Source organism: Thermoleptolyngbya sp. PKUAC-SCTB121 (assembly GCF_016919485.1).
Taxonomy (GTDB): domain Bacteria; phylum Cyanobacteriota; class Cyanobacteriia; order Elainellales; family Elainellaceae; genus Thermoleptolyngbya; species Thermoleptolyngbya sichuanensis.
The window spans coordinates 3,279,806-3,303,370 of record NZ_CP070366.1 but is presented as its reverse complement, the minus strand read 5'-3'; the positions used below and the strand labels follow the sequence as shown (position 1 = coordinate 3,303,370).

32 protein-coding genes are annotated in these 23,565 nt (G+C 49.9%); 11 read left to right on the top strand and 21 right to left on the bottom strand.

The window, feature by feature from the left end; genetic code table 11:
- Positions 1 to 264: 264 nt before the first annotated feature.
- Positions 265 to 477: a DUF2892 domain-containing protein gene (locus JTM80_RS13615; RefSeq protein WP_205369610.1), complete on the bottom strand. Its 213-nt coding sequence runs from the start codon at positions 475 to 477 to the stop codon at positions 265 to 267.
- A 414-nt stretch (positions 478 to 891) separates the two neighbouring features.
- Between JTM80_RS13615 and JTM80_RS13610 the strand changes: the two genes are divergently transcribed.
- The 6 genes from JTM80_RS13610 to JTM80_RS13585 are packed head-to-tail and all read left to right on the top strand — an operon-like array spanning position 892 to position 5,211.
- Entirely contained in the window at positions 892 to 2,199 is a 1,308-nt protein-coding gene (locus tag JTM80_RS13610; RefSeq protein WP_205369608.1) for an NAD(P)/FAD-dependent oxidoreductase, read from the top strand.
- Between the two features lie 10 nt (positions 2,200 to 2,209).
- Positions 2,210 to 2,668, top strand: coding sequence for a metalloregulator ArsR/SmtB family transcription factor (locus tag JTM80_RS22775; RefSeq protein WP_315874813.1), 459 nt, complete (start codon positions 2,210 to 2,212; stop codon positions 2,666 to 2,668).
- Positions 2,589 to 3,182, top strand: coding sequence for a DUF3365 domain-containing protein (locus JTM80_RS13600; protein ID WP_255548764.1), 594 nt, complete (start codon positions 2,589 to 2,591; stop codon positions 3,180 to 3,182). Before JTM80_RS22775 ends, JTM80_RS13600 begins: the two co-directional genes overlap by 80 nt.
- Positions 3,183 to 3,192: 10 nt before the next feature.
- On the top strand, positions 3,193 to 3,732 hold the full coding sequence (locus JTM80_RS13595) for a DUF3122 domain-containing protein (RefSeq protein WP_225906627.1): 540 nt from the start codon (positions 3,193 to 3,195) through the stop codon (positions 3,730 to 3,732).
- 21 nt (positions 3,733 to 3,753) lie between these two features.
- On the top strand, positions 3,754 to 4,572 hold the full coding sequence (locus tag JTM80_RS13590) for a radical SAM protein (RefSeq protein WP_172355774.1): 819 nt from the start codon (positions 3,754 to 3,756) through the stop codon (positions 4,570 to 4,572).
- 12 nt (positions 4,573 to 4,584) lie between these two features.
- Positions 4,585 to 5,211 (top strand): 4Fe-4S single cluster domain-containing protein, encoded by a 627-nt coding sequence (locus tag JTM80_RS13585; RefSeq protein ID WP_172355777.1) that lies wholly within the window; start codon positions 4,585 to 4,587, stop codon positions 5,209 to 5,211.
- 25 nt (positions 5,212 to 5,236) lie between these two features.
- On the opposite strand, the gene JTM80_RS13580 is transcribed toward JTM80_RS13585, so the two are convergent.
- From JTM80_RS13580 to JTM80_RS13565, 4 genes are all read right to left on the bottom strand, one after another.
- Positions 5,237 to 6,232, bottom strand: a complete 996-nt coding sequence (locus tag JTM80_RS13580; RefSeq protein WP_172355779.1) for a permease — start codon at positions 6,230 to 6,232, stop codon at positions 5,237 to 5,239.
- A gap of 17 nt (positions 6,233 to 6,249) precedes the next feature.
- Positions 6,250 to 6,492 carry a thioredoxin family protein gene (locus tag JTM80_RS13575; protein ID WP_172355781.1) on the bottom strand — a complete coding sequence of 81 codons (243 nt, stop codon included), beginning with the start codon at positions 6,490 to 6,492 and terminating at the stop codon, positions 6,250 to 6,252.
- 246 nt (positions 6,493 to 6,738) lie between these two features.
- Positions 6,739 to 7,713: a transposase gene (locus JTM80_RS13570; protein ID WP_205371237.1), complete on the bottom strand. Its 975-nt coding sequence runs from the start codon at positions 7,711 to 7,713 to the stop codon at positions 6,739 to 6,741.
- A 75-nt stretch (positions 7,714 to 7,788) separates the two neighbouring features.
- On the bottom strand, positions 7,789 to 8,109 hold the full coding sequence (locus JTM80_RS13565; RefSeq protein ID WP_255548763.1) for a MerR family transcriptional regulator: 321 nt from the start codon (positions 8,107 to 8,109) through the stop codon (positions 7,789 to 7,791).
- 322 nt (positions 8,110 to 8,431) lie between these two features.
- Here JTM80_RS13565 and JTM80_RS13560 point away from each other — a divergent pair, with 322 nt between their 5' ends.
- Complete coding sequence (locus tag JTM80_RS13560; RefSeq protein WP_172355783.1) at positions 8,432 to 9,133, top strand: MBL fold metallo-hydrolase; 702 nt, start codon at positions 8,432 to 8,434, stop codon at positions 9,131 to 9,133.
- A 234-nt stretch (positions 9,134 to 9,367) separates the two neighbouring features.
- On the opposite strand, the gene cydB is transcribed toward JTM80_RS13560, so the two are convergent.
- The 6 genes from cydB to JTM80_RS13530 form a co-directional block, all read right to left on the bottom strand.
- Complete coding sequence (cydB, locus tag JTM80_RS13555; RefSeq protein ID WP_172355786.1) at positions 9,368 to 10,381, bottom strand: cytochrome d ubiquinol oxidase subunit II; 1,014 nt, start codon at positions 10,379 to 10,381, stop codon at positions 9,368 to 9,370.
- A gap of 58 nt (positions 10,382 to 10,439) precedes the next feature.
- The gene (locus tag JTM80_RS13550) at positions 10,440 to 11,882 is read right to left on the bottom strand and encodes a cytochrome ubiquinol oxidase subunit I (RefSeq protein ID WP_172355788.1); all 1,443 of its coding nucleotides are present in this window, start codon (positions 11,880 to 11,882) and stop codon (positions 10,440 to 10,442) included.
- A gap of 70 nt (positions 11,883 to 11,952) precedes the next feature.
- On the bottom strand, positions 11,953 to 12,732 hold the full coding sequence (locus JTM80_RS13545; RefSeq protein ID WP_172355790.1) for a sulfite exporter TauE/SafE family protein: 780 nt from the start codon (positions 12,730 to 12,732) through the stop codon (positions 11,953 to 11,955).
- A gap of 251 nt (positions 12,733 to 12,983) precedes the next feature.
- Positions 12,984 to 13,568 (bottom strand): rhodanese-like domain-containing protein, encoded by a 585-nt coding sequence (locus JTM80_RS13540; protein WP_172355792.1) that lies wholly within the window; start codon positions 13,566 to 13,568, stop codon positions 12,984 to 12,986.
- The gene (locus tag JTM80_RS13535; RefSeq protein ID WP_205369606.1) at positions 13,552 to 14,040 is read right to left on the bottom strand and encodes a beta-lactamase hydrolase domain-containing protein; all 489 of its coding nucleotides are present in this window, start codon (positions 14,038 to 14,040) and stop codon (positions 13,552 to 13,554) included. The genes JTM80_RS13540 and JTM80_RS13535 overlap by 17 nt, the downstream gene beginning before the upstream one ends.
- A gap of 57 nt (positions 14,041 to 14,097) precedes the next feature.
- Positions 14,098 to 14,796 (bottom strand): MBL fold metallo-hydrolase, encoded by a 699-nt coding sequence (locus JTM80_RS13530; protein WP_172355796.1) that lies wholly within the window; start codon positions 14,794 to 14,796, stop codon positions 14,098 to 14,100.
- Positions 14,797 to 15,138: 342 nt separating this feature from the next.
- Here JTM80_RS13530 and JTM80_RS13525 point away from each other — a divergent pair, with 342 nt between their 5' ends.
- Positions 15,139 to 16,467 (top strand): FAD/NAD(P)-binding oxidoreductase, encoded by a 1,329-nt coding sequence (locus JTM80_RS13525; protein WP_228721613.1) that lies wholly within the window; start codon positions 15,139 to 15,141, stop codon positions 16,465 to 16,467.
- A gap of 252 nt (positions 16,468 to 16,719) precedes the next feature.
- On the opposite strand, the gene JTM80_RS13520 is transcribed toward JTM80_RS13525, so the two are convergent.
- Positions 16,720 to 17,193, bottom strand: coding sequence for a helix-turn-helix transcriptional regulator (locus JTM80_RS13520; RefSeq protein WP_205369605.1), 474 nt, complete (start codon positions 17,191 to 17,193; stop codon positions 16,720 to 16,722).
- 92 nt (positions 17,194 to 17,285) lie between these two features.
- Between JTM80_RS13520 and JTM80_RS13515 the strand changes: the two genes are divergently transcribed.
- The 3 genes from JTM80_RS13515 to JTM80_RS13505 all read left to right on the top strand — a co-directional run bounded on the left by JTM80_RS13515 (position 17,286) and on the right by JTM80_RS13505 (position 18,898).
- Positions 17,286 to 17,702: a YeeE/YedE family protein gene (locus JTM80_RS13515; protein WP_172355798.1), complete on the top strand. Its 417-nt coding sequence runs from the start codon at positions 17,286 to 17,288 to the stop codon at positions 17,700 to 17,702.
- Positions 17,703 to 17,761: 59 nt separating this feature from the next.
- On the top strand, positions 17,762 to 18,205 hold the full coding sequence (locus JTM80_RS13510; protein ID WP_172355800.1) for a YeeE/YedE family protein: 444 nt from the start codon (positions 17,762 to 17,764) through the stop codon (positions 18,203 to 18,205).
- Between the two features lie 540 nt (positions 18,206 to 18,745).
- Positions 18,746 to 18,898 (top strand): molybdopterin-binding protein, encoded by a 153-nt coding sequence (locus JTM80_RS13505; protein ID WP_255548762.1) that lies wholly within the window; start codon positions 18,746 to 18,748, stop codon positions 18,896 to 18,898.
- A 1-nt stretch (position 18,899) separates the two neighbouring features.
- Here JTM80_RS13505 and JTM80_RS13500 read toward each other — a convergent pair whose 3' ends face one another.
- The 9 genes from JTM80_RS13500 to JTM80_RS13460 form a co-directional block, all read right to left on the bottom strand.
- The gene (locus tag JTM80_RS13500; protein ID WP_225906626.1) at positions 18,900 to 19,502 is read right to left on the bottom strand and encodes a trans-aconitate 2-methyltransferase; all 603 of its coding nucleotides are present in this window, start codon (positions 19,500 to 19,502) and stop codon (positions 18,900 to 18,902) included.
- Positions 19,503 to 19,576: 74 nt separating this feature from the next.
- The gene (locus JTM80_RS13495; RefSeq protein WP_172355806.1) at positions 19,577 to 19,990 is read right to left on the bottom strand and encodes an ArsC/Spx/MgsR family protein; all 414 of its coding nucleotides are present in this window, start codon (positions 19,988 to 19,990) and stop codon (positions 19,577 to 19,579) included.
- Between the two features lie 62 nt (positions 19,991 to 20,052).
- Positions 20,053 to 20,583, bottom strand: a complete 531-nt coding sequence (locus JTM80_RS13490) for a flavodoxin (protein WP_172355808.1) — start codon at positions 20,581 to 20,583, stop codon at positions 20,053 to 20,055.
- A gap of 173 nt (positions 20,584 to 20,756) precedes the next feature.
- The gene (locus tag JTM80_RS13485; RefSeq protein ID WP_172355810.1) at positions 20,757 to 21,053 is read right to left on the bottom strand and encodes a FeoA family protein; all 297 of its coding nucleotides are present in this window, start codon (positions 21,051 to 21,053) and stop codon (positions 20,757 to 20,759) included.
- 69 nt (positions 21,054 to 21,122) lie between these two features.
- A complete protein-coding gene (locus JTM80_RS13480) occupies positions 21,123 to 21,425 on the bottom strand; it encodes a 2Fe-2S iron-sulfur cluster-binding protein (protein ID WP_068516893.1) in 303 nt (100 codons plus the stop codon).
- Positions 21,426 to 21,534: 109 nt separating this feature from the next.
- A complete protein-coding gene (locus JTM80_RS13475; protein WP_172355812.1) occupies positions 21,535 to 21,903 on the bottom strand; it encodes an iron-sulfur cluster assembly accessory protein in 369 nt (122 codons plus the stop codon).
- 140 nt (positions 21,904 to 22,043) lie between these two features.
- The gene (locus JTM80_RS13470; RefSeq protein ID WP_172355814.1) at positions 22,044 to 22,844 is read right to left on the bottom strand and encodes a HesA/MoeB/ThiF family protein; all 801 of its coding nucleotides are present in this window, start codon (positions 22,842 to 22,844) and stop codon (positions 22,044 to 22,046) included.
- Positions 22,845 to 22,940: 96 nt separating this feature from the next.
- Positions 22,941 to 23,258, bottom strand: a complete 318-nt coding sequence (gene nifW / locus JTM80_RS13465) for a nitrogenase-stabilizing/protective protein NifW (protein WP_172355817.1) — start codon at positions 23,256 to 23,258, stop codon at positions 22,941 to 22,943.
- Entirely contained in the window at positions 23,255 to 23,473 is a 219-nt protein-coding gene (locus tag JTM80_RS13460) for a CCE_0567 family metalloprotein (RefSeq protein WP_172355819.1), read from the bottom strand. Before JTM80_RS13460 ends, nifW begins: the two co-directional genes overlap by 4 nt.
- Positions 23,474 to 23,565 lie beyond the last annotated feature (92 nt).

The window sequence follows — 23,565 nt, the reverse complement described above, 5'->3', positions numbered from 1 at the left end:
CAATAAGAGCTAATTTATGAAGCAAATCTTAAGAAGCCTGAAACTCTTGGCATGTGTGGCTTTGAGGTCATGTTTGCCCAGGAAAAGCGGTTTCTCGGAAATCCTTGATTAACAAGGCTTTCAGGCTCCTTTACAAATTAGCTCTAAATACAAATAAATAGAACCTACGCAGTTGGGTGACTTCTCAGGGGCTGCACCTGTGAGAAGTCCCGAAATCCAGAAAATTCACCGAATGTGCGTAGGCCCTGACCCAATCAGCCCTGACTAGAGTTGTTCCTTGGGTTGGTTCGTGTGGATTCCGAGAAGGCGATAGAGACCGCAGAAGCCGAGCAGTGCCGTGACTAAAAATACACTGCCTACGACCACTAGCCCAATTCCCAAAGCAGTACCGCTATAAAGAAACAATCCTAGATAAAACAGCACTGAAGCCAAAACCAAGCGGATCAGGCGATCGAGCAAACCGACATTCATCTTCATAGCTAAAATCTCCAAATACTGAGTAAGTAATCTACAAATCCTACAAAGTCAGGTGACAGAAGCGAATTCCACGACTTTGAAACATTTGGTAGCTCTACTTGGTAGCTCTACCTTTAATATAACTGACTAGTCATAAAATAGAAAGGTTGATCAAAAGGCAGTCAGAGTAAACACACGCTGAAAAGTTGCCAAAATCCAGAAAGCTTATTGCAAGTGCGTAAGTCCTGTGATTGTGTCAATTTATTTACCTAAATTAGAGCTTGACGGGAAATTCATACTACCGTATGGTTATATAGTAAGCAGCGATTGAACTGTCCTGACCTTAGGGTTCAATGAATTTCTATACAACTCTGCAATCTGAGCAGGATTAGAAGCTTCGACCGACTAGATTGCAGACTTTTGGAGGCTCCTCACATGGCTCACATCATTGTGATTGGCGCGGGATTGGGTGGTCTGCCGACTGCCTACGAACTCCGACATCTTCTCCCTCATCATCATCAAATTACCTTAATCTCTGATACTCCCCAGTTTACGTTTCTTCCCTCGCTGCCCTGGGTAGCTTTGGGGTTAACAGCCCTGGAGTCCATTCAGGTGAAGTTGCTCAACCGACTTGAACCACGGGGCATTCATTGGGTTCAAGGGCGCGTGGAAGGGATCGATCCAGACAACCGACAGTTGGTTGTGAATCAAACGCCGCTCTCCTATGACTACTTGGTGGTTGCAACTGGCGCAGAACTCGACTTAGACACAGTACCGGGCCTAGGCCCAGATCATGGCTATACCCAATCGGTATGCAACCCCCATCACGCGCGATTAGCACAGCAGGCATGGCAACAGTTTTTAGCACAGCCAGGGCCGCTGGTTGTGGGTGCAGTTCTAGGAGCAAGTTGTTTTGGGCCGGCTTATGAGTTCGCGCTGTTGGCGGATTACGAATTGGGAAAATGGGGCTTGCGAGATCAAGTCCCAATTACCTTTGTGACCCCCGAACCCTATGCGGGTCACTTGGGCATTGGCGGTATGGTCAATTCGGCGAAGCTAGTAACCAGCTTAATGGCAGAACGGGAAATTGAAGTTATCGAGAATGCGGGAGTGACGGCAGTAGAGCCTGGGCAGATCCGGCTTGCCGATGGGCGATCGCTTCCTTTTGCCTACTCCATGCTATTGCCTGCCTTTCGTGGCCCCCAATTTTTGCGGGAGGTTCCGGGTCTGACCGATGCAAATGGCTTTATTCCGGTGTTGCCTACCTATTCGCACCCTGATTATCCTTCCATCTACGCCGTGGGTGTGATTGTCCAACTTCAGCCACCAGAAGCCACGCCGCTGCCAGTGGGCGTGCCGAAGACAGGGCAGATGACAGAAGCAATGGGCATGGCTGTGGCACACAATATTGCGATCGCCCTCGGTGAAAGGTCTGCTCATCCGGTCGCACCCACGCTGGAAGCCATCTGCTTTGCGGATTTTGGCAATACTGGCATTTTGTTTTTGGCAGACCCTGTTTTGCCCGATTCGGCAACCGGAAAACGGCGACGAGCGATCGCGCTGCAAGGAGCCTGGGTGGGATGGGCAAAAACCGCGTTTGAGCAATATTTTCTCGCCAAAATGCGCTTCGGTGCAGCCGTTCCCTGGTTTGAGCGGTTTGCCCTGAGAGGCGTGGGCCTATCGCTGGTGGAACCCCTCGCAAACTCACCATCACCTGATTGCCTGCCTGGAACCTCCTGTTGAGGACAGCTCAATGGATTGGACAACAAACTTAAAACGGCTGGAACACATGGCGAATCGGTTTCGGATGATGTCTGACCCGACTCGTCTACAAATTCTGGCAGTATTAGAGGAACAGGAATTGAGTGTGCAAGACATTTGCGATCGCACAGGCTACAAACAATCTAACGTCTCCAAACATCTGCGGGTGCTGCGCGAGATTGGGGCGATCGCCTGCACACAACGCAGCTACTACCACTACTATCGCGTGATCGATCCGCAAATTCTAAGCTGCTGGCGCTGTACCAAAACTGCTTGTAATGAATCAGGAGAACCCTATGTTAAAGCCGATTCAGAAATCGATGCAGAACTTCCATCAGCGTGTGATCAGGCTTGGACTCAAGCTGGCTGTCATGATCAGTTTCAGCCTGTTGCTGGTCAATTGGAACCCTGTCATGGCGTTAGCCGATCCCAACATTCCCAATCCCAGTGAGTTGTCCCGTGCTGTCGAGGAAATTGAAAACCTGGATGCCATGCGCTCTGGATTAGCGTCTTCTTTGGAGGGGCGCACAGAAGAACCCACGCTGCAAACCATGAAGGAAGTTTGCCGCCCAGTGGGGATGCGAGCCATGCAACTAAGTCAGGAGAATGGCTGGCAGGCGAAGCAAATCGCCAAGAAATACCGCAACCCTGCCCATGCTCCCGATAACCTACAGTCCCGCATCGCCTTAGCAAGGTTTGAACAAAATCCAGAACTAGTTGGGTTCTGGGATCGAGAAACGATCGATGGGCAACCAGGAACCCGCTATTACCGCCGCATTAATGTAGAGGCAAGCTGTTTAGCTTGTCATGGATTAAAAGAGAATCGCCCTCAGTTCGTCAAAGACAACTATCCGCAAGATTTAGCCTACAACTTTCATGTCGGTGATCTGCGCGGGATGTATGCCGTATTTATTCCCAATGATGTGAAGCAAGCGATTCAAGACGCAGTCAATCCATCATCCTAAGGTTGGTTTGATGATGAAAATGATTTCATTACGCCAGTTGATTTTGTTTATTCTAATCCCTGGGATTCTCGCATTGGCACTTAATGTAGGGGTTATGGTGCGTCCTGTTCAGGCTGCCATTCGCCAACTGGAAGAAGCACCTGGACAGATGGTGTACCAGTCTCGCCAAACGCTGAAGGATCAGCAGGGAACTATTTGGCAGGCGATCGCCTTTAAGCGAGTAAAACCGGACGGTACAGCGGGGATTTATTTACGTCTTGTTGCTTTTCCTGGCGTTTCAGAGGTGGATCACACTCGCCCGCTCAAATTAATCAACTCGCTAGGAAAAACTTGGACAGCCCATGATGCATCGCAACAAATCTTCACAGATGCTACTCATCCAGAACCGAACGTGGCCCAGTATGACTTGCAGCCAATCTTGATACAATTAGACCCTGCGGTGCCATTCCGATTGGAAGTTCCCAAACCTGATCAAGCTAGTACGACACTGAATATTCCACCGGCGCTAATTGAAGAGTGGCGATCGCTACTTGAGTATGAAAACCTGTGAAAAAGTAATGAAACTTGAACAATGTTGCACAATCAACGTTTCTTTAACTCTATCTATGGCCCCGTAAAGTCCTGGCGATTTGGGCAGTCTTTGGGAATTGATCCAATCGGCGCAGTTTCAACCTGTTCCTTCAACTGCGTGTACTGTCAGCTTGGCGAAATTGAATATCAGACCACAACTCGACAAGTTTTCATTTCAACTGAACAAATCCAACAAGATCTACAACCTTTTGCGCCCTGGGATGTGGATCTTGTCACCGTCAGTGGCAGCGGCGAACCTACGCTAGCTCAAAATTTGGCGGATATTCTGACGGCTGCCAAAGCAATCACCAAGAAGCCCCTGGCTGTTTTAACCAATGGTAGTTTACTTACCGATCCAGATGTTCGAGCAGATCTGATGATTGCCGATCGCGTTTCGGTCAAACTAGACGCGATCGCCCCCAGCTTCTCCCAACGCATTAACCGCCCCCTCGATGGCTTAGACCTCGGACGACTTTGGGCAGGGCTGTGGCAGTTTCGGCAACAATATTCAGGCATCCTATCGATCCAAACCATGCTGCTCTCGACGTGGAGCGATCAACAACAAGCTGACTACATCACGCTGATGCAAAGACTGCTGCCCGATGAAATTCAGATCAACACGCCTACCCGTCCGAAGCCAACTCGTCACGAACTGGATGCACGGGGCAACCATACTTCAGGATCTCGACCTTACCCTGTACGTTCCCTCAGACCTGTGAGCGTAGAGCAATTGCAAATTTTTTGCGATCACATTCAATCTGCGACAGGGATTCCCACTCGCTATCCTCAGCACCAACTCATCCCTTCCACGCAAGCATAAAGAGTAGCAACAATGCTAAATTCTCAGGAAAGAGCCGCGCTAAAACGAATGGAAATTCCACCGGGTCACCTCAACATCATGGGCTATGTAGATGAATCAGAAGTGAACGGCCCTGGTTGCCGTGCGGTGATTTGGGTACAGGGCTGTTTGCGGGAATGTCCAGGATGCTTCAATCCAGCATCCTGGTCGTTTGAACAAAATCAAATTGTGAGTGTTGATGACTTGCTGTCCAAAATTTTGGCGAATCCACGCAACGAAGGAGTGACCTTTTCAGGTGGAGAACCATTCTGGCAAGCACCCGCTTTGGCACAACTGGCCCATCAAGCCAAAGCGCAGGGGCTGAATGTCATGTCATTTACCGGATTCACCCTAGAGGAACTGCAAAGAGCTGATGCCCCAACCGGCGCACAGGCATTGCTAGATGAATTAGATATTTTAGTGGATGGCCCCTACGTTGAATCGCTGGCAGTGCATACGCCAGATTCCCTGGTGTCTTCGCGCAATCAGCGAGTGCATGTGTTCAATCCTGCCTTTCGCGATCGCCTCAACTGGGCTAGTGATCAAATGGAAATTCACATTCTCAAAGATGGCAGCCGATTGATCACAGGCTACCGGGGTCAGATGAATCTGACGGAGTAAGAAATTGGTTAATTGAACAAGGTGATTAATTTAGCAAAAGCAAGTTGAATAAATAGCCAACACTGATAATTCCCAAAGTCATCAAGCTAATAAAGACAGTTAGAAGCTGAGGGCGAAGCACCCTTTTCAGAATCACAATCTCCGGAAATGAAAGCGCAGTGACCGCCATCGTAAAGGCTAAAACCGTACCTAACGGCATCCCCTTGTTGACCAACGCTTCAGTAATGGGCATCACGCCCGCAATGTTGGCATAAAGTGGTACGCCCAAGACCACAGCTACCGGAACAGCAAGAGGATTATCAGCACCAGCTAGCTGCGTCACCAGCGTCGTCGGCATATAGCCATGAATGCCTGCCCCGATCGCAATCCCTATCACTACATACAGCCAAACCGACTGAAAAATTTGACTTGACTGAAACCACCCTTGCTGCAAGCGTTGTTTCCAAGTAAGGCGAGGGGATTGAAACGATTGAGCCAGTTCCTGGCTTTGGTGCGATCGTTGCAGTTCCCAAACAAACGGTTCAACCCAGTGTTCTAGTTTGAGCCGTCCGATCGCATAACCCGCAATAATCGCTAGCCCAACGCCAAAACCAATATAGAGCAGAGTTACCCTCAGTCCAAACAATCCCCACAGCAGAACGATTGCAACCTCATTCACCATCGGTGCTGAAATGAGATAAGAAAAAGTAACTCCCAATGGAATTCCGGCTTCCAAAAAGCCAATGAATAAAGGGACTGCGGAACAGGAGCAAAATGGAGTAATAATTCCCACCATTGCTGCCAAAATATTCCCGCTCAGAGTCCGCTTACCAGACAACCAATACCGCACCTTTTCCGGTTGCAAAAAACTCTGAAATGTACCGACCAGAAAACTGATAGTGATCAGTAAAGTCAATACTTTCGGCACATCGTACAGAAAAAAATGGAGGCTAGCCCCCAGATGAGAGTCTACAGATAGCCCCAACAGGTGGGTGACAATTTGAGTTGCCAACCAATCGAATGGATAAAACGGATCAAGCATGGCTCATCCTCCAGGAATTAAGCCTTGAGGAGATGCTGAATTTCAGTCGGTGTCAAAACCTTACCTTTGCTGACCACCTGAGAGTTAATCGCCAGAGCAGGCGTAGACATCACACCACGCTTGGCGATTTCGATGGGATCAGTGATGTGCAACACCTCAGCCTCTAGAGCAAGGGCAGCGATCGCTTCTCTCGCGTTGGCTTCTAGCTGCTGACACTTTTTACAACCGGTTCCCAAAACTTCAATCTTCATCGTTTCCATGATTCTGTCTTCATTTGCCTCTACAATCTGTGACTAGCGTAGAGCTTATACATAGGTATAAGGTCAAGAAGCATCAGTCAGAATTTAGATCGAGGTTAGCCTGGAGACCTTTCCAGCACCACACACTGATGAGTTGGATCAGCATGATCAAGATTGGTGTGGCACTGCTCTAATAAAGGAATTAACTCATCATGTAGGGTTTGGAGCAGAAGTGTTGAATTGAGACATAAAACTTTACATTCAACCCTACGAAGCTCCTACGAGTGTCTCTGGCAGCAGATCGTAGCTCCAATGGACAATCGAACAACGACGACTCAATTCAAGTTGCAAATAGCGCAACTTATCTAGTAATTGATGACCATAAAACTCTGGAATTTCTATCAATTGCAGAATCAGATAGGCAATCAACACCATGTAGATTTGAATGGTGACTCCATTGACACTCTTAGAGATTAGTTTATCTAGCTTCAAGTGCATCTTTAGAAACTTCCACAGCACTTCTATCTGCCACCGATGGCGATAGACTTCACTAATCTCTTCATTCGTCATCAGTTCTACATTGGTCGCCAGCCGAAACTCCGTTTGGCTCTCTAAGTCACAAAACCAAACCACTCGATATCGCTCATGCTCAAACTCGGTCTTCATCGTGTTCTTAAGGCGGACAACAAAGCGAGTCTGATCCTGGCTTAATTGGTCAAGGAAATCCCAACTGGCAAAGCCTCTATCCATGACGCCGATGGCATCTTCAGGAATCATTCCTGTCACTCTGTCAGCAAATTTTGCGTCATGTCCTTGACCAAAATGAATCAGGCATTCACTGGGATTACCTTGCGTTAAGTTGACTCCATTAAGCAATTTGACTTGATGATAGCCTTGCATCCAGAACAACTTGCTTGTCAATGTGATGACCGTTGAATCAATGGGAAACAGCATCTGTGCTGTCGCTGGATTTTTTTGTTTTAGCTGTCTTATGAGCTCAGCGTAGATGCGACAAAAGTGTTCATCCTGTCGAGTCTTGCAGGCTTTAGAAAAGGTGGAAATATCAACCTTGATTCCTGCTTTGTTGAGACGATAAAACAGGCTTCTCATGCTCGTTAAACCCTGGTCTAAAACGAAGGTCAACCAGATTTCAAAGAATAAGCGAGAGTTCAAAACAGGATAGTTATGTGGGCACAACTGCTTGAGTATCGGTTTGACAAGCGCAGGAAATGACACTAGCATCTTAAACATTGTTTTTGTTTGCTGGGGGCTAGAATACAATATTCTGCCCCCATTTTTTGTATGTTGAGCTATCTTTCAACACTTCTGGGTTTGGAGCTTGTGAATGGTTTCTTGAATCGATTGAACTTTCCGGCTCAGCCGCTCGTAGACAGCCTGACAAGTCAGCGATCGCCCATCCTTGAGTGCCAAGATGTCCTTAATTTCGTCCAAAGTTAGGCCTAACGATTTTGCATGGGTAATAAAAGCAAGCCGTTCTATATCTTCCTGGCGATACAGCCGATAGCCTGCCTGAGTTCGTGGGACAGGGGGAATTAGCCCAACCCGCTCATAAAAGTATAGCGTTTGGGGGTTGAGTCCTAAGTGACGCGAAACTTCGCCAACCTGAAACAGGGTCATAACTCTAGTCCACTCGAATTGCGTCAGTTCTGAGTTCATGCTATACCTCATCTCTTTAGTCCAAAACTAAAGGGCACCTCGATTAATTGCCTTATTGAGAATTTTAGGAGCCTGAAAATCTCGTTTTCTCGTAGCCATTCTCAAGAGAATCTGAATTTTTCGAGGTGCCCTTAAGCTTTAAGGCAAATTTTTCGTTTTCCAATAAATAGCCATATGGTGATATAATTATAAAGAGCAAGATTGTTGTGAAGTAAGTAACCTTTCAGGTTGTCTTGCAAAATTCTGTAACCCTTAACCCCTCTACAAAAGGAGATCCCTAATAATGCTATTTCGCCAACTTTTTGATGAAGCCACCTGGACTTATACCTACCTGATTGCTGACCCAGACACGAAGGAAGCCATCCTGGTCGATCCCGTGGCCGAACAAGTGGAGCGCGATCTGCGTATCTTGAAAGAATTGGGACTGACTCTGCGCTACTGTTTGGAAACTCACATCCATGCTGACCATGTTACGGGTACGGGCAAGCTGCGGGATGCTACAGGATGTTTGGGGATCGTTCCTGCAAATGCCCAAGCGACTTGTGCCGATCGCTTTATCCAGGATGGCGAAGTGCTGCAAATGGGTTCAATTCAGATTGAGGCGATCGCCACTCTGGGCCACACCGACAGCCACATGGCGTATCTGGTCAACGGGACGCATCTGTTGACGGGTGACTCCCTGTTCATTCGCGGCTGCGGACGTACCGACTTTCAAAGCGGCAATGCCGGGGCCATGTACGATGCCATCACCCAACGCCTGTTTACCTTGCCGGATGAAACGCTGGTATATCCAGGACATGACTATAAGGGCGAAACGGTCTCTACGATCGGCGAAGAGAAGCAGTGGAATCCTCGCTTTGTGGGGCAAACGCGGGAAAGCTTTGTTGACCTGATGGCAAACCTCAACCTGCCCAATCCCAAGAAGATTATGGAAGCGGTGCCCGCTAATCAGGAATGCGGCAAAGTGGCGATCGCGGCTCGATAGAGACGGCTACTTCATCAGTGAGTGTACTGGGAACCTGTACGCCCCATAGGTTCCCAGCACGTTTTTACCCAAGTCCTTATCCAAAGCTTTAATCCAAAGCTTTCAGAACTTACGCACTTGCGATACGCTCTTTAGGTTTTGGACAGTTTCTCACGGGCTGCGCCCGTGAGAAACTGTCCAACTGCGTAAGTCCTAGCTTTATCCAAATCGGATTCAGCGATGCCGAAATAGGGATTACTCTGTGTAGTGGACTCCAGAAACCTTACCTCGGAACACGATGTAGTTGTAGATGTTGTAGAACAGCATGATTGGAATCAGAAAGCCAATAAAGATAATCATGAAAACAAGTGCGCTGGGAGCCGCTGCTGCTTGATAGATAGTGATATCAGGCGGAATGATGTAGGGAAACACAACCAATCCCAATCCTACAAAAGTAAGCAAAAAGAGTAAGATCGTCCAAATTAGCGGAGTCACTTCAGCTTTCCGATTCAAGCTCCTCAGCAATAGCCCAACTAGCACGATCCCCAATGCAGGAATCAGCGCAAAGATATATACTTCTGGCTGATGAAACAGCTTGGCTCTGGCGTTTTCATAGACCACAGGCGTGACGATCGTAATCAAGACTGCACCAATTAAGGTAGTGATGGCTGCTAGCTTTGCAGTGCGGTAGTGCGTGTTTTGAAGTTCTCCGTCGGTTTTGAGGATTAGGTACGTCGAGCCAATCAAAACATATCCTTGAATGAGTGTGAGAGCGACCAAGAGCGATCGCCAATCGAGCCAGTCCCAAATGCTTCCAACAAAGTGGCCAGCTTCATCGACCGCAATTCCCTCCAAAACACTACCTAAAGCAAAACCCTGAAACAGGGCTGCCGTAAAGCTCCCCACACCAAACGCTAGATTCCAAAACACCTTGTTGGTGGAATGTTCTCGAAATTCAAAAGCAACGGCTCGAAAAATCAAACCAAAAATCATCCCAAAAATTGGAATATAGAGTGCATTTAAGATCGTGCCGTAGGCAAGGGGAAACGCTCCAAATAAGGCTCCGCCCATCAGTACCAACCAAGTTTCATTCGCATCCCAAACATTTCCCAAGCTGGTCATGAGAATGCTGCGTCGTTCTTCATCAGAACTCGTCAGCGACAAAATACCCACACCTAAATCAAAGCCATCTAGCATGACATAAAGGAACAGGAACAGAGCCAAGATGACAAACCAGACCTGTGTTAGAAAGTGTTCTAAATTTTCCATACTCTTATCAAATGAGTGAGGTCTACCCTTGCCAAATACTTACTCAATAGGCTCATCCTTACTGCTGGGCTTCAATAGGGCGTTGGTCAGGAATAAATTTAGCGGGTTCTGTCTCTACCGCAGGTTGATTCTCGATTCCCGGCACAGGCAATTCTAGGTTGGGGCCCTGACGAATAATGCGACTGCCAAAAAATAGCGCACAGATAAACAGGGTCGTATACACGGCTGCAAAAACTAGCAGGGATGTCAACACCTCGCTCGCAGGCAAGTTGGAAACCCCCTCCGCTGTGCGAATTTGCCCGTACACCACCCAGGGCTGTCGTCCTACACAGCGCACAATCCATCCCGATTCTACGGCAATGTAGCCCAAGGGAGCCGCCAGTAGCCAGGTTCGCAATAGCCACTTTTGGTGGGCGATCGCCTCTGGTGCAAACTTGCCCCGCAGCCATTGAATCACACTCACCCCCATCAAGCCCGCCAAGAAAAAGCCAATCCCGCTCATGATGCGGAACGAGTAATAAACCAAGCCCACCATTTCGGGTCGGTCGTCTGGCTGCCATTCTTTAAGGCCCAAAACAGGTTCAGAGAGGTTTTTCTTAAACTCCAAAATGTAGCCCAGTCCATTAGGAATAGAAATCTCCCAGTCGTTTCGCTCCAGCTTGTTGTTGGGCAACGCCACCAAGCTCCAATCCGCAGGTTGTCCCGCTGGGCTGGTTTCCCACTTGGCTTCCATTGCGGCTAGCTTAGTTGGCTGGTAGTGCGCTACCTGCTCGGCACTGAGGTGCCCAATGTAAATCTGCAAGGGAGTGACGGCGATCGCCACTGCCACTGCAATTTTGAGCGATCGGGCAAAGAACTCAGGATGGCGGTGGTTGAGAATATACCAGGCACTAATTCCGCCAATGACAAACAGCGACGTTTCCAAGGTTGCGAAGAACATATGGGAAACGCTGATGAACATGAAGGGATTCAAAATCGCCTGAAAGTAGTCATCTACAATGAACTTTCCGTTGACAAGCTCTCCACCTGCGGGTGTTTGCAGCCAAGAATTTGCCACCAAAATCCAAAATGTGGAAAGGTTCGCACCAAAAGCAACCATAATGGTGGAGAAATAATGAATGACTGGATGCACTCGCCCCCAGCCAAAGAGCATAATCCCCAGAAATCCAGCTTCGAGCATGAAGGCCATTGCGCCTTCAAACCCCAGAATGCTGCCAAAAAAATCGCCCACTGCTTCTGAAAAAGGGGCCCAGTTCGTGCCGAACTGAAACTCCATGGGCAAGCCAGAGGCAACACCAATGCCAAAGTTTAGAACATATAGTTTCGACCAGAAACGGGCGTGGCGGTAGTAATCTGGATTTTTCGTCCTCAGCCACAATCCTTCAACCACAACAAGGTAGATTGCCATACCTGTTGTAAGAACGGGCCAGAGCATGTGAAAGATAGCCGTCAAAGCAAACTGCATTCGCGACAGTGCGACAGTATCAGCCCAGATAGCCATAGTTGCCTCATTGACAAGAGTTTGGACAAGAGTTTAGAACGGATCGGAACGAACAGGCAAGGGACAATTCTCATCGCTTGATGAGAACAAAAACGGCGACCGCTAACACGAAGTAACCGAACCCTTTTTCAAGCTGCTTGGCACTGACGAATTGATTTAAGTAAGATCCTAGAAGAATCCCAGCGCTAGAGGCGATTGTAAAAGACAAAAGCAAGGTCCAATCAATCGGAACATGACCAAAGTATCCGGCAAACCCAGTAACGGATTTTAGCGCCAGGATAATTAGGGACGTTCCCACAGCTTCTTTCATGGGGGTTTTTCCTAGCAGCACCAAGGCCGGAATCACCAGAAACCCACCCCCAATACCGATGAAGCCTGTGAGGGTGCCAACGGCAAGACCTTCCAGAGCAATTGCCAACCATTTAGGAATAACTGTGTGGCGATCAGAATGCCCGGCCTTATCGAGCGGGTTTTCTGATTTGCTGGCTCCTTTGCGAATCATGGTAATTGAGGCGATCAGCATCATGACTCCAAAGGTCACAAGCTGAATTGTAGGGGTGATAAATGGCAACGAGGCTAACCTCGCTCCCAGATAAGCCCCTAGCATGGAAGCAGGCGCAAACAGCGCGATAATTTTAGGATTGACATTGCCTTGTCGCCAGTGAGGAATCGCACCAATCAAGCTTGCAACTCCCACAATGACCAAAGTCATGGCAAAGGCAGATTTTGCAGGGACGGACATGACATAGATCAGCACAGGAGCCGCCAAGATCGACCCACCCCCACCAATCAACCCCAGGCTAATGCCAATACAAATTGCCAGCAAATGCCCAATGACAGTAATTAACATTGATGTATCGTCCTAGAGATGTATGGTTCTAGAGATGTATGGCTGACTGCCTGACACATCTCCTAAAATCCTTGAAACTACGTTACGTACTTCCCCCATTTGAGGCACTTGTGTCAGGCAGCCAAGATGTATGGTTCTAGATTTGTTTGCTAAGCCATGCAAAACTGGGCGATCGCCCAGCCTTAGAAGACTCGTTGCAATCACCACTCCAAAAAATTAGGACGCTCGATGAGCGCCCTAAAACCTCAAACTCAAACGCGCTGGTTGTAAGGCAGTTTAGCCAGCAGCATTCCTAATGCACAGGTATTCGTAATCCCAGCAAACACCAGACCAGCACCCACAAAACCGCTAAGGAACAAAAACCAGGGAGAGACAAACGCACCCAGTAAAGTGCCAGTTACGACCAGCGAACCTGCGACAATCTGTACCTGGCGCATCAGGCTAATGGGGGCACGTTTGTTTACCTCAGTTGGAAACCCGGCCTGCACCCAAGCCGATAATCCACCTTCCAAATGGGTCACTTCATCGATTCCTGCTGCGAATAATTTCTGTGCCGCCTGAGCCGATCGATTACCTGTTCGGCAATACAGCACCACAGTTTTGTTGCCATCCTTGTTGCCATCAAACGGAATGCGATTCGGATCGAATTTGGACAACGGCACTAGGATTGAGCCAGGGATTTTTTCGCCCGCATGTTCAGAGGGTTCGCGAACATCAACTAGCGTGACGGCTTGTTGGCTCAATAAGGTACTCAGGGAGGATGGATCAACGGTTTTTAGGCGATCGCGCTGAGTTTGGCTGGAATAGTTGAAACCGATCTCATTCATGCTCGTCATTAGACGCTCCTAACTGCTCAAAATTTTGAGTGATGTAGTCTACAAAAAATCGCTTGACACCAGGGCGACTGCTAAAGTCCAAACCCATCGCCGTTGTTCGGTGCAGAAATTCTTCGACGGTCATGCCCCGCTCAACGCCAGACCGCAGCAGCGCAATCCCAGCCGAGCGCAGCCCCAGTGAGCAGTGCATCAAAACTGGCTTTGGGAGCTGATCAACGTGTTCACACACCTGAGCAATAACCTCACCGCTCAGACTAGAGGGATTTACAGGAACATGGGCATACTGCATTCCCAACGATTCCACAATCTGCGGCTCATCGGGCAGGAATCCCTTCTCCTTTGGCATCCTCAGATTGATCACTGATTTGAAGCCCTGGTGAGATGCCTGCTGCAACTGCTCTGGGCTAAGCTCTCCGGCCACAGAAACGTCTGCGTCTATCCGGTGGATGCCAACTAGCTGCGTTTCGTTCATTTCTGCATTCCCATTTCTGTGTTTGAGCTGTCCTCCTGCCCTGCCAAACTGAGTCTTCTAGCTGGTTACCAGCACATTGCCACACTGTTCATTTGCGGGAACAGCTTCCATGATTTTCTTTGGATCAGGCAGATTCAGCCCGTTCATAAACTCTATGAACTGATCGCGGGTTCGCCCTGTAAAGCGCGGGTTCCATTGTTCTTCTTCAGCAATCGTGGAGACGCTGTGGCCGCGATAGTCGTGAGCCGGGTACACAAGCGTACCATCCGGCAGCGTAAACAGGTTCTCTGTTACGGAGTCATACAGTGTCCCTGCATCGCCGCTTTGGAAATCAGTCCGTCCGCAGCCCCGAATAAACAATGCATCGCCCGTTAGCACTCGGTCGCCATTCACCAGATACGCCATGTGGCTATCGGTGTGTCCTGGAGTGGCGATCGCCCGAATTTCAACTTCTCCGACCTTCAAGACTTCCCCATGCCGGATGTGGCGGTTGGCACAAGCAACCTGCGCCTTTTCCGGCACAATCGTTTCACAGCCCGTTAGCTCCCGAAGTTTGCCAGCCCCCGTGATGTGGTCAGCATGGACGTGGGTTTCTAGGCAGTATTTCAAGATCAATCCCAATTCATTAATCAGCTTGTAATCGCGCTCGACCTGTTCAATCACGGAGTCCACCAAAACGGCTTCCTTGGTCTTGGGGTCAGCAATCAAATAGGTGTAAGTCCAGGTGTCTTGATCAAAAAGTTGTCGAAATAGCATCGTTCGTTACCTCGTGAGACGGTGTTGTGCAGAAGGGTTGTGTTCTAGAGGTCGCCTGCTACAAACAGAATGGCGACAACAACCAGGATTGAAAAAAACGTGAGATAGCCAGCAACCATGACTGCGATCGCCCCGTAGCGTTAACTTAGGGATTTCAGCTTCAATTTAATTACCATATAGTAATATGGTTTAAGGTTTAATTTTCGTCAAGCCGCCGAAATGGATTTAAGATTTTCTTTGGAAGAGACAACTATATTACCAATTGGTAGTATGGTACACATAGTAAATATCTTACGTCATCAACTCATTTTCTACACCCTTCGTTACATTTGAGGAACTACCGTGTCACCGACTGCACAGCAAACCCAATCAACCCACCCTGCTGAACAGCTTCATCAAAATCTCTCGACCGCCGAGGCGATCGCCCCGCCCGTGAAGCACCACCAAATTGTGATTGTGGGAGGAGGAGCAGCCGGAATCACGGTTGCGGCCCAACTGCTGAAGCGAAACCGCGCTCTGGATATTGCCATCATTGAACCGTCCGACAAACATTACTACCAACCTGGCTGGACGCTGGTGGGCGGCGGCGTGGCTCCGATTGAGAAATTCATTCGAGATGAAAAAGATGTCATTCCCAAGGGGGCAAGCTGGATTCAAGCGCGAGTCGCAAAACTAGACCCCGATCGCAACACGGTCATCACCGAAGCCGGCCAAGCCATTGAGTATGAGTACTTGGTACTATGCCCTGGCATTCAAATTGACTGGCATTTGATTAAAGGCTTAAAAGAAGCGCTGGGTCGAGGCGGAGTCACCAGTAACTACTCCAAAGATTACGCCCCCTACACCTGGGAAACCATCCAAAACTTCAAAGGCGGGAACGCCCTCTTTACCTATCCCGCCACGCCGATCAAGTGTGGCGGTGCGCCTCAGAAAGTGATGTATATGGCCGATGACACCTTCAAGCGCAAGAGCGGTGTCGGAGTGAACACCACAGTGATGTTCTGCACCGCTGGGGCCTCTATGTTTGCCGTACCAGAATATGCAGCCGCTCTGGATAAAGTGGTGGCGCGGCGCGGCATTGTTACCAAGTTCAAGCACAACCTTAAGGAAATCAAGGCAGACACACAAGAAGCAATTTTTGATGTCACCACCGATAACGGCACTGAGGAAGTCAGCATTCACTACGACATGATTCATGTGGCTCCCCCCATGAGTGCCCCCGATTTTATCAAGCAAAGCCCGTTGGCTGGGGCCGGTGGCTGGGTGGATGTTGATCAGGCAACGCTACAACACACTCGCTATGCCAACGTGTTTTCACTCGGCGATGCGTCTTCTTTGCCGACCTCTAAGACAGCCGCCGCAGCCCGAAAAGAAGCGCCAATCGTGGTTCAGAACTTGCTGTCTTTGATTCAGTCGCAGCCGATAACCGCAGAATATGACGGCTATACCTGCTGTCCCCTCATCACAGGCTACAACTCAACCATCATGGCAGAGTTTGCCTATGGTGGAAAGTTGGCTCCCTCGTTTCCGCTTGATCCGACCCAAGAACGCTACTCAATGTATTTGGCAAAGGCCCATGTGTTGCCCTGGTTGTACTGGAATCGCATGCTAAAGGGTGAAGGATTTGAAGCGGATATTTTCAAGCCCATCAACCGACTGCTCCGGCGCTAAACGAGATTGCGAAGCTAAACGAGATTGCGGAGGGGATGGGCAGCGACCATCCCCTCAAGGATCGGGCAGTTCCCTGTGTTTTAAGGTTGGCGATCGCGTCTACTACACTGGTTCAGATGCCAAGCTTCTGTGCGATTACGGAAACCAAGTGCTGGAAATCATCGCCCTAGATGCAAAAACGAGGCGAGTTGTCTGTCAAACGACTCGTCTCGAGCAAGTTGTCGGAATTGCATTTGATGATCTCAGCAAACGCTAGCGGCTCTGCCTTAGCTGTGATAATTGCTGAAGTTGTTGACTCTGCTGTTCAACTTGCATCGTCAGTGCATCACAAACCAAATCGCACAGTTCAAACAGAAATGGATTGGCAATGCGATAGTAAACACAGACTCCACGCTGCTCGCGGGCAACCACCCCAGCTTGAGTCAGCATTTTCAGATGCTTAGACACATTCGCCTGTCCCAAGCCTGTTTCTTCGATAATCTCTGTTACATTCTTAGCGCCTGTTTTCAGAGAACATACGATCTGAAGGCGACTCACTTCTGATAAAACTTTGAAGAAGTCTGCCATCAGGCTTAATGCTTGGGGAGTGAGTTTAGAAATACCGCACTCATTGACTAGGTTTGCATGGGCTAGGCTCCCATCTACTTGTTCTGGCGCTCTTTCTTGAACCGCAACAGGCTTTCTGGCTTGAACCGCAACAGGCTTTCTGGATGATTTTGTAGGCATGGGAGGCATTCCGCAACTTGCGATAGATCCATTTCTTATTACTATATTACCACACGGTAGTAGAACCTGCATAATTAACGGAGAGCGCACAGATGGCACTGTTGGACAGACTATCGGCATTATTGGGCGGCGGGCTGATTGGTCTTAGCGCGACGGTTTTGTTGTTGCTGAGTGGTCGCATTGCGGGCATTAGCGGCATGGTGAATGGGGCAATTACCTTTCGCAAAGCAGAAGCTTGGCGATGGAGTTTTATTTCTGGGTTGTTGTTGGGCGCTGCGCTGTATGAGTATGGCTTTGCAGTGCAGCCTACACCTCGTTCTACGTTTGCACCGATCGCCATGCTTGTGGGGGGACTGTTGGTTGGCTGGGGAACCCGCATGGGAAACGGCTGCACGAGCGGTCATGGGGTCTGTGGGCTGGGACGCTTATCGGGGCGATCGCTGGTGGCCGTCCTCACGTTTTTAATCACTGGAATGCTTACAGTGTTTGTGATTAGACATGGTTTGTGATTAGACATGGTTTGTCTTCAGGACTGTGATCGCAAAATCCAACAAATCAATCTAGATTTATGAAAAACCATCTAGCAGCACTCATTTCGGGCATTCTGTTCGGCTTTGGGTTAGGACTATCGCAAATGATCGATCGCGATCGCGTTCTCGGATTTCTCGATGTAGCAGGTGCATGGGACCCAACGTTGCTGTTCGTTTTGGGAGGGGCAGTTGGCGTTACGCTGATTGCGTTCCGTTTTGTACTCAAGCGATCGCGTCCCTTATTTGCCGATAAATTTTATCTTCCTACTAAACGAGAGCTTGATTTGCCGCTGGTTGTGGGTGCGGCAATTTTTGGCATCGGCTGGGGGATTTCGGGCTACTGCCCAGGGCCAGCGATTGCAGCACTGGTTTTAGGAATTTGGAATCCGGTTTTGTTCTTGATTGGCATGATTGTGGGTTCTCTTGCTCAAAAATGGACAGTAGCTCAAAGTCAAACTGGCCAGAAGACCGAGTTGAGATGAAAGGTCTGAAACCTAGTGGTTGGAAAAACAAACGAGTTAGCTGCAATTCGAGATTCTGACCAGAAGCAGCAATGCTCACAAGGGCGATCGCTCTGAGGAAACTTTTCAGCGCCCCATCCAAGCGTTATTGCTTGGATGGGGGTAAAATCTGCGTCTTTGTACAGCAACTTAATCGAGTTCAGCGAGAAACACGCCCAAAGCTTGTTGCCCACAATTGCCTCTCATTTTTCTCAGCACATGCTGGGCATAGAGTCAGACATTTTAATTGCCAATGATTTCTATTGATAAAGTTGGTAAAACTTCACACCTTGGTTTAGTTCAATACATTTTCCAGCTTCATCTAGTTACAAACTCTACAATTTGAGCATTTGCCAAATAGCACGGCCATAAGGATTTTCAGCTACTTCAAAATTCAGGCTCAAGGATATCTGCTATATGTAGTAAAGTTTTGTTGTTCAGTTATAAGCACTAACCCAGACAGTTATGAAGATCAGCGCTCGGAATGCAATGAAAGGCACTGTAAAATCAGTGGTTTCTGGCATGGTGACAGCAGAAGTTGTCATTGAGGTAGCTCCAGGGCTGGAGGTGTCCGCTGTCATCACTAAGTCATCGGCTGAGAACCTGGGGCTGAAGGTGGGCGATGAAGCCTACGCCGTGGTCAAAGCTTCCGACGTGATGGTGGCTGTGGATTAGGCTACTGCTTTTGGGCCACGATGTGGAAGATGTGCCAGTGCTTGTCTTCCCCCAGGGCAGTTTTGCCAGGGTGATTTTCTTCCTCTAGCCATTCGACAGTGAAAGGTTCTAGCAGTTGATTGATCTCGATGCGACTGTGGTGGGTGAGGTCAGCATAGGCCGCCCAGGAATCCTGGTCGCCAAAGAGTTGTCCGCAGAAGCGCCCCCCGGGAGATAGAGCCACCACAATTTCCTCCCACAGGTAGGCAAAGTGCTGGGGCAGGCAGAAGGGCAGGCAAAAGCTGGCGTTGATCAGGCTCACCGCTGGGGGAAGGGTGAGGTTCTCGAAGCGCTGGACACGGGTCTCTAGGTAGGTGCGATCGCAGTCATCCCGCTGCCGCAGGCGGGCGATCGCCTCTGGATCACCATCGATAGCCAGCACTCGCCAGCCCCGGCGCAGCAGTTCCACGGTGTCGCGCCCGTTGCCGCAGCCCAAGTCCACCGCAAACCGAGGCAGGGGGTTGGGGTCTTGGGCAATGGAATCCAGCGCTCGGGTCAGGGTCGTCCGGGGAGGCCGCCCTTCCACTGCTTGATAGTATTGCTGCCAGCGGGTTTCAAAGTTCATTGCTGCCTCAGTGGCTGAGGACAGATTGCCCATCGGCCAACGCTTTAAAAAGTCACACATGGGGGTTGGGCTGGCTAGCCCCTCCGAAGTGCAAGGATTCGAGGACAGGTTTCGAGATCGGGGGTCGGGGTGGCAACGGTAAGGCCGATCCAGCGATCGATCGCCTCGGAGTCGAAGCCAGCGCGGCGATCGCCCTCCACCTCCAGCAGCGGGCGGCGGATCATCAATGGGTTCAGCACCATCAGTTCTAGGGCAGTGTCAGCATCAAGTTGGGCAGGCACGACCACCCCAGCGGCGATGGCCGGAGCGCTAGCGTTGAACCACTGGGGCACAGGCAGCCCAGCAAAGAAGGGGCGCAGGCGATCGCAAGTCCACGGCTCGGTCAGCAGGTTGCGGGCGATCACCCGATGCCCTGCGGCTTCCAACAAACGCTTTTGGCGGGCGTTGTTGAAGCAGCCGGGTTTTTCGTAGAAGATGACTGTGGCCATGGGGAACCTCTTGGATCGGTGGGGCTGGGTCGAGGCTTGCGGATGGGCTGAGAGAGATGGGGTTAGCGGGCGATCGCCGGAAAGTCTGCCTTCAAAATCTCCAGCCAGTTGGCAATGCGCTGGTCAGTTTTCTCGCTTTCATTTACCTCATCCAGGGGCAGGCCCACAAACTTGCCGTCGCGGATAGCAGTGGACTTTTCAAAGGTGTAGTCTTCCGCAGAAACCGCCCCGACGATAGTGGCTCCCAGTGCCTTGAACTGGTCGTATAGAATGCCCAAAGCCCCAACAAAATGCTTGCTGTGACCTTCACAATCGCCGGGGCCAAACAGGGCAATGGTCTTCCCCGAAAAGTCGGGCTTGTCCATCTCCATGTCGAATATAGGTTCGCGCCAGTCGTTCTGCAATTCGCCCGCCCCCCAAGTGGAGCAGCCGAGGATCAGGTAGTCATACTGGAGCAGGTCATCTACGCTATCGTAGTCGGTCTCCATGCTGTAAAGGTCGCAGTGGTCTTCACCGATCGCATCTCGAATTTTTTCAGCAATTTCTTCGGTAACGCCAGAAGTGCTGCCGTAGAAAAGTCCAATGTCTGCCACGGGTTTACTCCTTGAAAACAGGTAGAAGGTAAAGAGAATAGGTTGGGTACTAAGTAGATAGACCAGATTAAAAAACAGATCCTGAACCCTGCGCCGCCCGCGCAACGGGCGGCGCAGGGTCTCTGGGTTTTATATTTATTAATGTCCACCTACTTATCTGCTTTGTAGAGCCACTATCTTTCTAAATTTTGGCGGCTGTTTCTTTCCTCCAAATCAGATTGGGGGCCTACTAGTCGCACGTAGATCGCGCTCACCAGCAAAGGCGGTAAGGTAAGATGTCCGTCTTCGGTGCGAATCATGAAGTTGGGGTGTCGCTGGGTAACGGCAATGGTTTTTCCCTGAGTTAAACCAAGAGATTGCAGGTGAGAAAGAATTTGGGAATCGGTCTCGGTAAAGCGAGCAATCGTGCCGCGATCGCCCACATTGAGAACCTGTAATGCTGCTCCTGCAACTGTAAATCGATTAAACATGACGCAACTCCAGCGAAAGGATTGGGTCAACCATAGGCTGCATCCATATAGCAATGCCCCCCTCAATCGTCAAATTAAATACGCCTCCATATGGGTCTTAATCGTGCAGTCTGATCGCGGATACGATGAGCAAAGTACGATGAAGCCCTTGGCAATCTGCTCGTCGTCTAGAAAAGACTGCTCCTCCTGATTAACCTCGCCTTCGACCAATTTGCCAACGCAGCTAGAGCAAGCGCCCGACCGACAGGAGAAGGGTAGGTCAATGTCGTTCTCTTCTGCCGCGTCAATGATGTAAGTGTTCTCATCCACCGGAATGGTGACATCAATATTGCGCTTCTTGTTGATTAGACGAACTTGATATGTTTTCGTCATGGTAGGACTCCTTTGAGGGGCAGTTTGTGGATGTTGAATTTTGAGTGCTGAGTCAAATTCCTGCATTCAAGCCTAAAAACGCAGCCCAAAAACTCAATGCTCAAAACCTTTAACTACAGGGCACTCCAGTAGGGCTGCAATCGCCCGCCGCCTGGAACGATTTGCCGCAGCCGCAGGTGGCAGTGGCGTTGGGATTGGTGAACTTAAACCCACTCTCTAGCAGGCTATCGATGTAGTCCACCACAATGCCGTCCAGCAGGGGCCAGCTAGTGGGGTCCACAAAAACCTTCAAACTGCCCGATTCCACAACCCGATCGTCGGGCTTGGGAGCGTTGGCAATTTTAATATCGTACTCATAACCATTGCAACCGCCGTCTTTCACCGCCAAACGAACGCCGCGTTCGGGAGTGTAGTCCGGCGTACCGCGTAGGAAGGTACGCAAGCGCAGTTCGGCGAGTTCGGTAATCGTGATAGTCATAGCAAATGGATAGGTAAGAATTAGATGGGTAAGGGGGTGGATGAATTTTGGATTGGCGATTCTAGATTTTGGCAGTGCTGTGTGTGAAATAGGCATTGCCCACCGCTACCTCAGGGTGGACCGCGAGAAAAGGTCATGGGCTAACTCCTCGCCATTACTACGGGAATAGTGCGATCGCCCTTTGCCTTCACCCCACCGCACACCGGACAATCCGGGTCGTGGTAGGCACGGCGTTTGGCAAACTCTGCCCGCGCCAGATCCATAGTGAGGAGCTGACCCAGCAGCGGCTCGCCCAGTCCAGCGACAAGTTTGATCGCCTCCAGGGCCGCGAGGCAAGCCAGAGTGCCCGACACCGCCCCCAGCACCCCAAAGCCCCAGCAATCCCACTCTGGCTTTTCGGGAAACAAGCACGACAGGCAGGGGGTTTTCCCCGGAATCACAGTGAGCAAGTAGCCCTCCATTGCGTTCATCGCCGCTTCCACCATTGGCTTGCCCCAGCGCACACAGGCGGCGTTGAGCAAATCGCGCTCTTTGAAGTCAAACGCACAGTCTAGGGCGATGTCTGCCCGCTGCACCAGACCATCGATGTTTTCAGCAGTAACATACTCGCACACCGCTTCAATCTCAATATCCGGGTTAAAGGCGGCCAAGGCCTGCTGGGCCTTGAACACCCTGGGCTTACCCACCCAGTCATCGGTCATTAGCACCTGACGATTCAAGTCATCCCGCTGGAGATTCCCCCCCCGCACCAAAATCAACCGCCCCACCCCCGCCGCCGCCAGATACAGCGCTGCTGTGCCGCCCAGCCCGCCCACCCCAGTCACTAGGGCGGTAGCGGATTTCAGTCGTTCCTGAGACTCCTGGCCAAAGCCAGGGAGCTGCATTTGACGGCGGTAGCGCTCGCGCTCGGTAGGTGAGAGTATTGCGTGGGGTGTTGGCATAGCAGGGAGTTGGGAAGATAGGGATGGAAAATTTTGAGCTTGCAGCTTGAAGCTTTGACTGAAATTCACAGTTCAAACCTGCAAATTCAAAATGTCTTATTCGACTTCAATTTCAGAGAGAAGGACGACATTTTTGGGTTTGTTGTTGAAAACTTTGAACAGTTTTTGCTGAAGAGGCGACGAGGTTTGGAATAGGCTGTAAGCCTCCTGCAACAGTTCTCGGTACTGGTTAAAGGTGGCATCATTTGCCATATCTGGATTTTCGACTCCCTTCTCTTGCATCAGTCGGGAAAATTTTTGCAAGATGTGTAGGCGGTTGACGTTGAGAAACTGTGGGTCGTAGGGCAGTCCAAAAAACGCAAAGTAGTCCTCAGCCTGGGTAATTTCATTAAAGGTCGTTACTTTAGAACTCATTGGGCTTGCTCCAGGGTGTGCAGTTGTTGTTTCAAGTCGCGCAGTTGACAATAGACCTCGTAGGTGCGGGCTGCCGCATCGGGCAAAAGATCTAAATTGGCGGGCAGACCTTCAGCAATATCGTGCAGATCCATCTTGAGTTGCCCAGCTTTGCTATTGAGCTTTTTGATTTGGGCCTTGAGAGCGTCAATGGTAGAAGAGTCAGTGGTTAGCATTGGAGATTTTCGATTGGGAATTTCGGATTAGACAAGAGATTAGGCAAAAATTGAGAGTTAGAGATTGGGGATTTGGATGATTTTTAGAATCA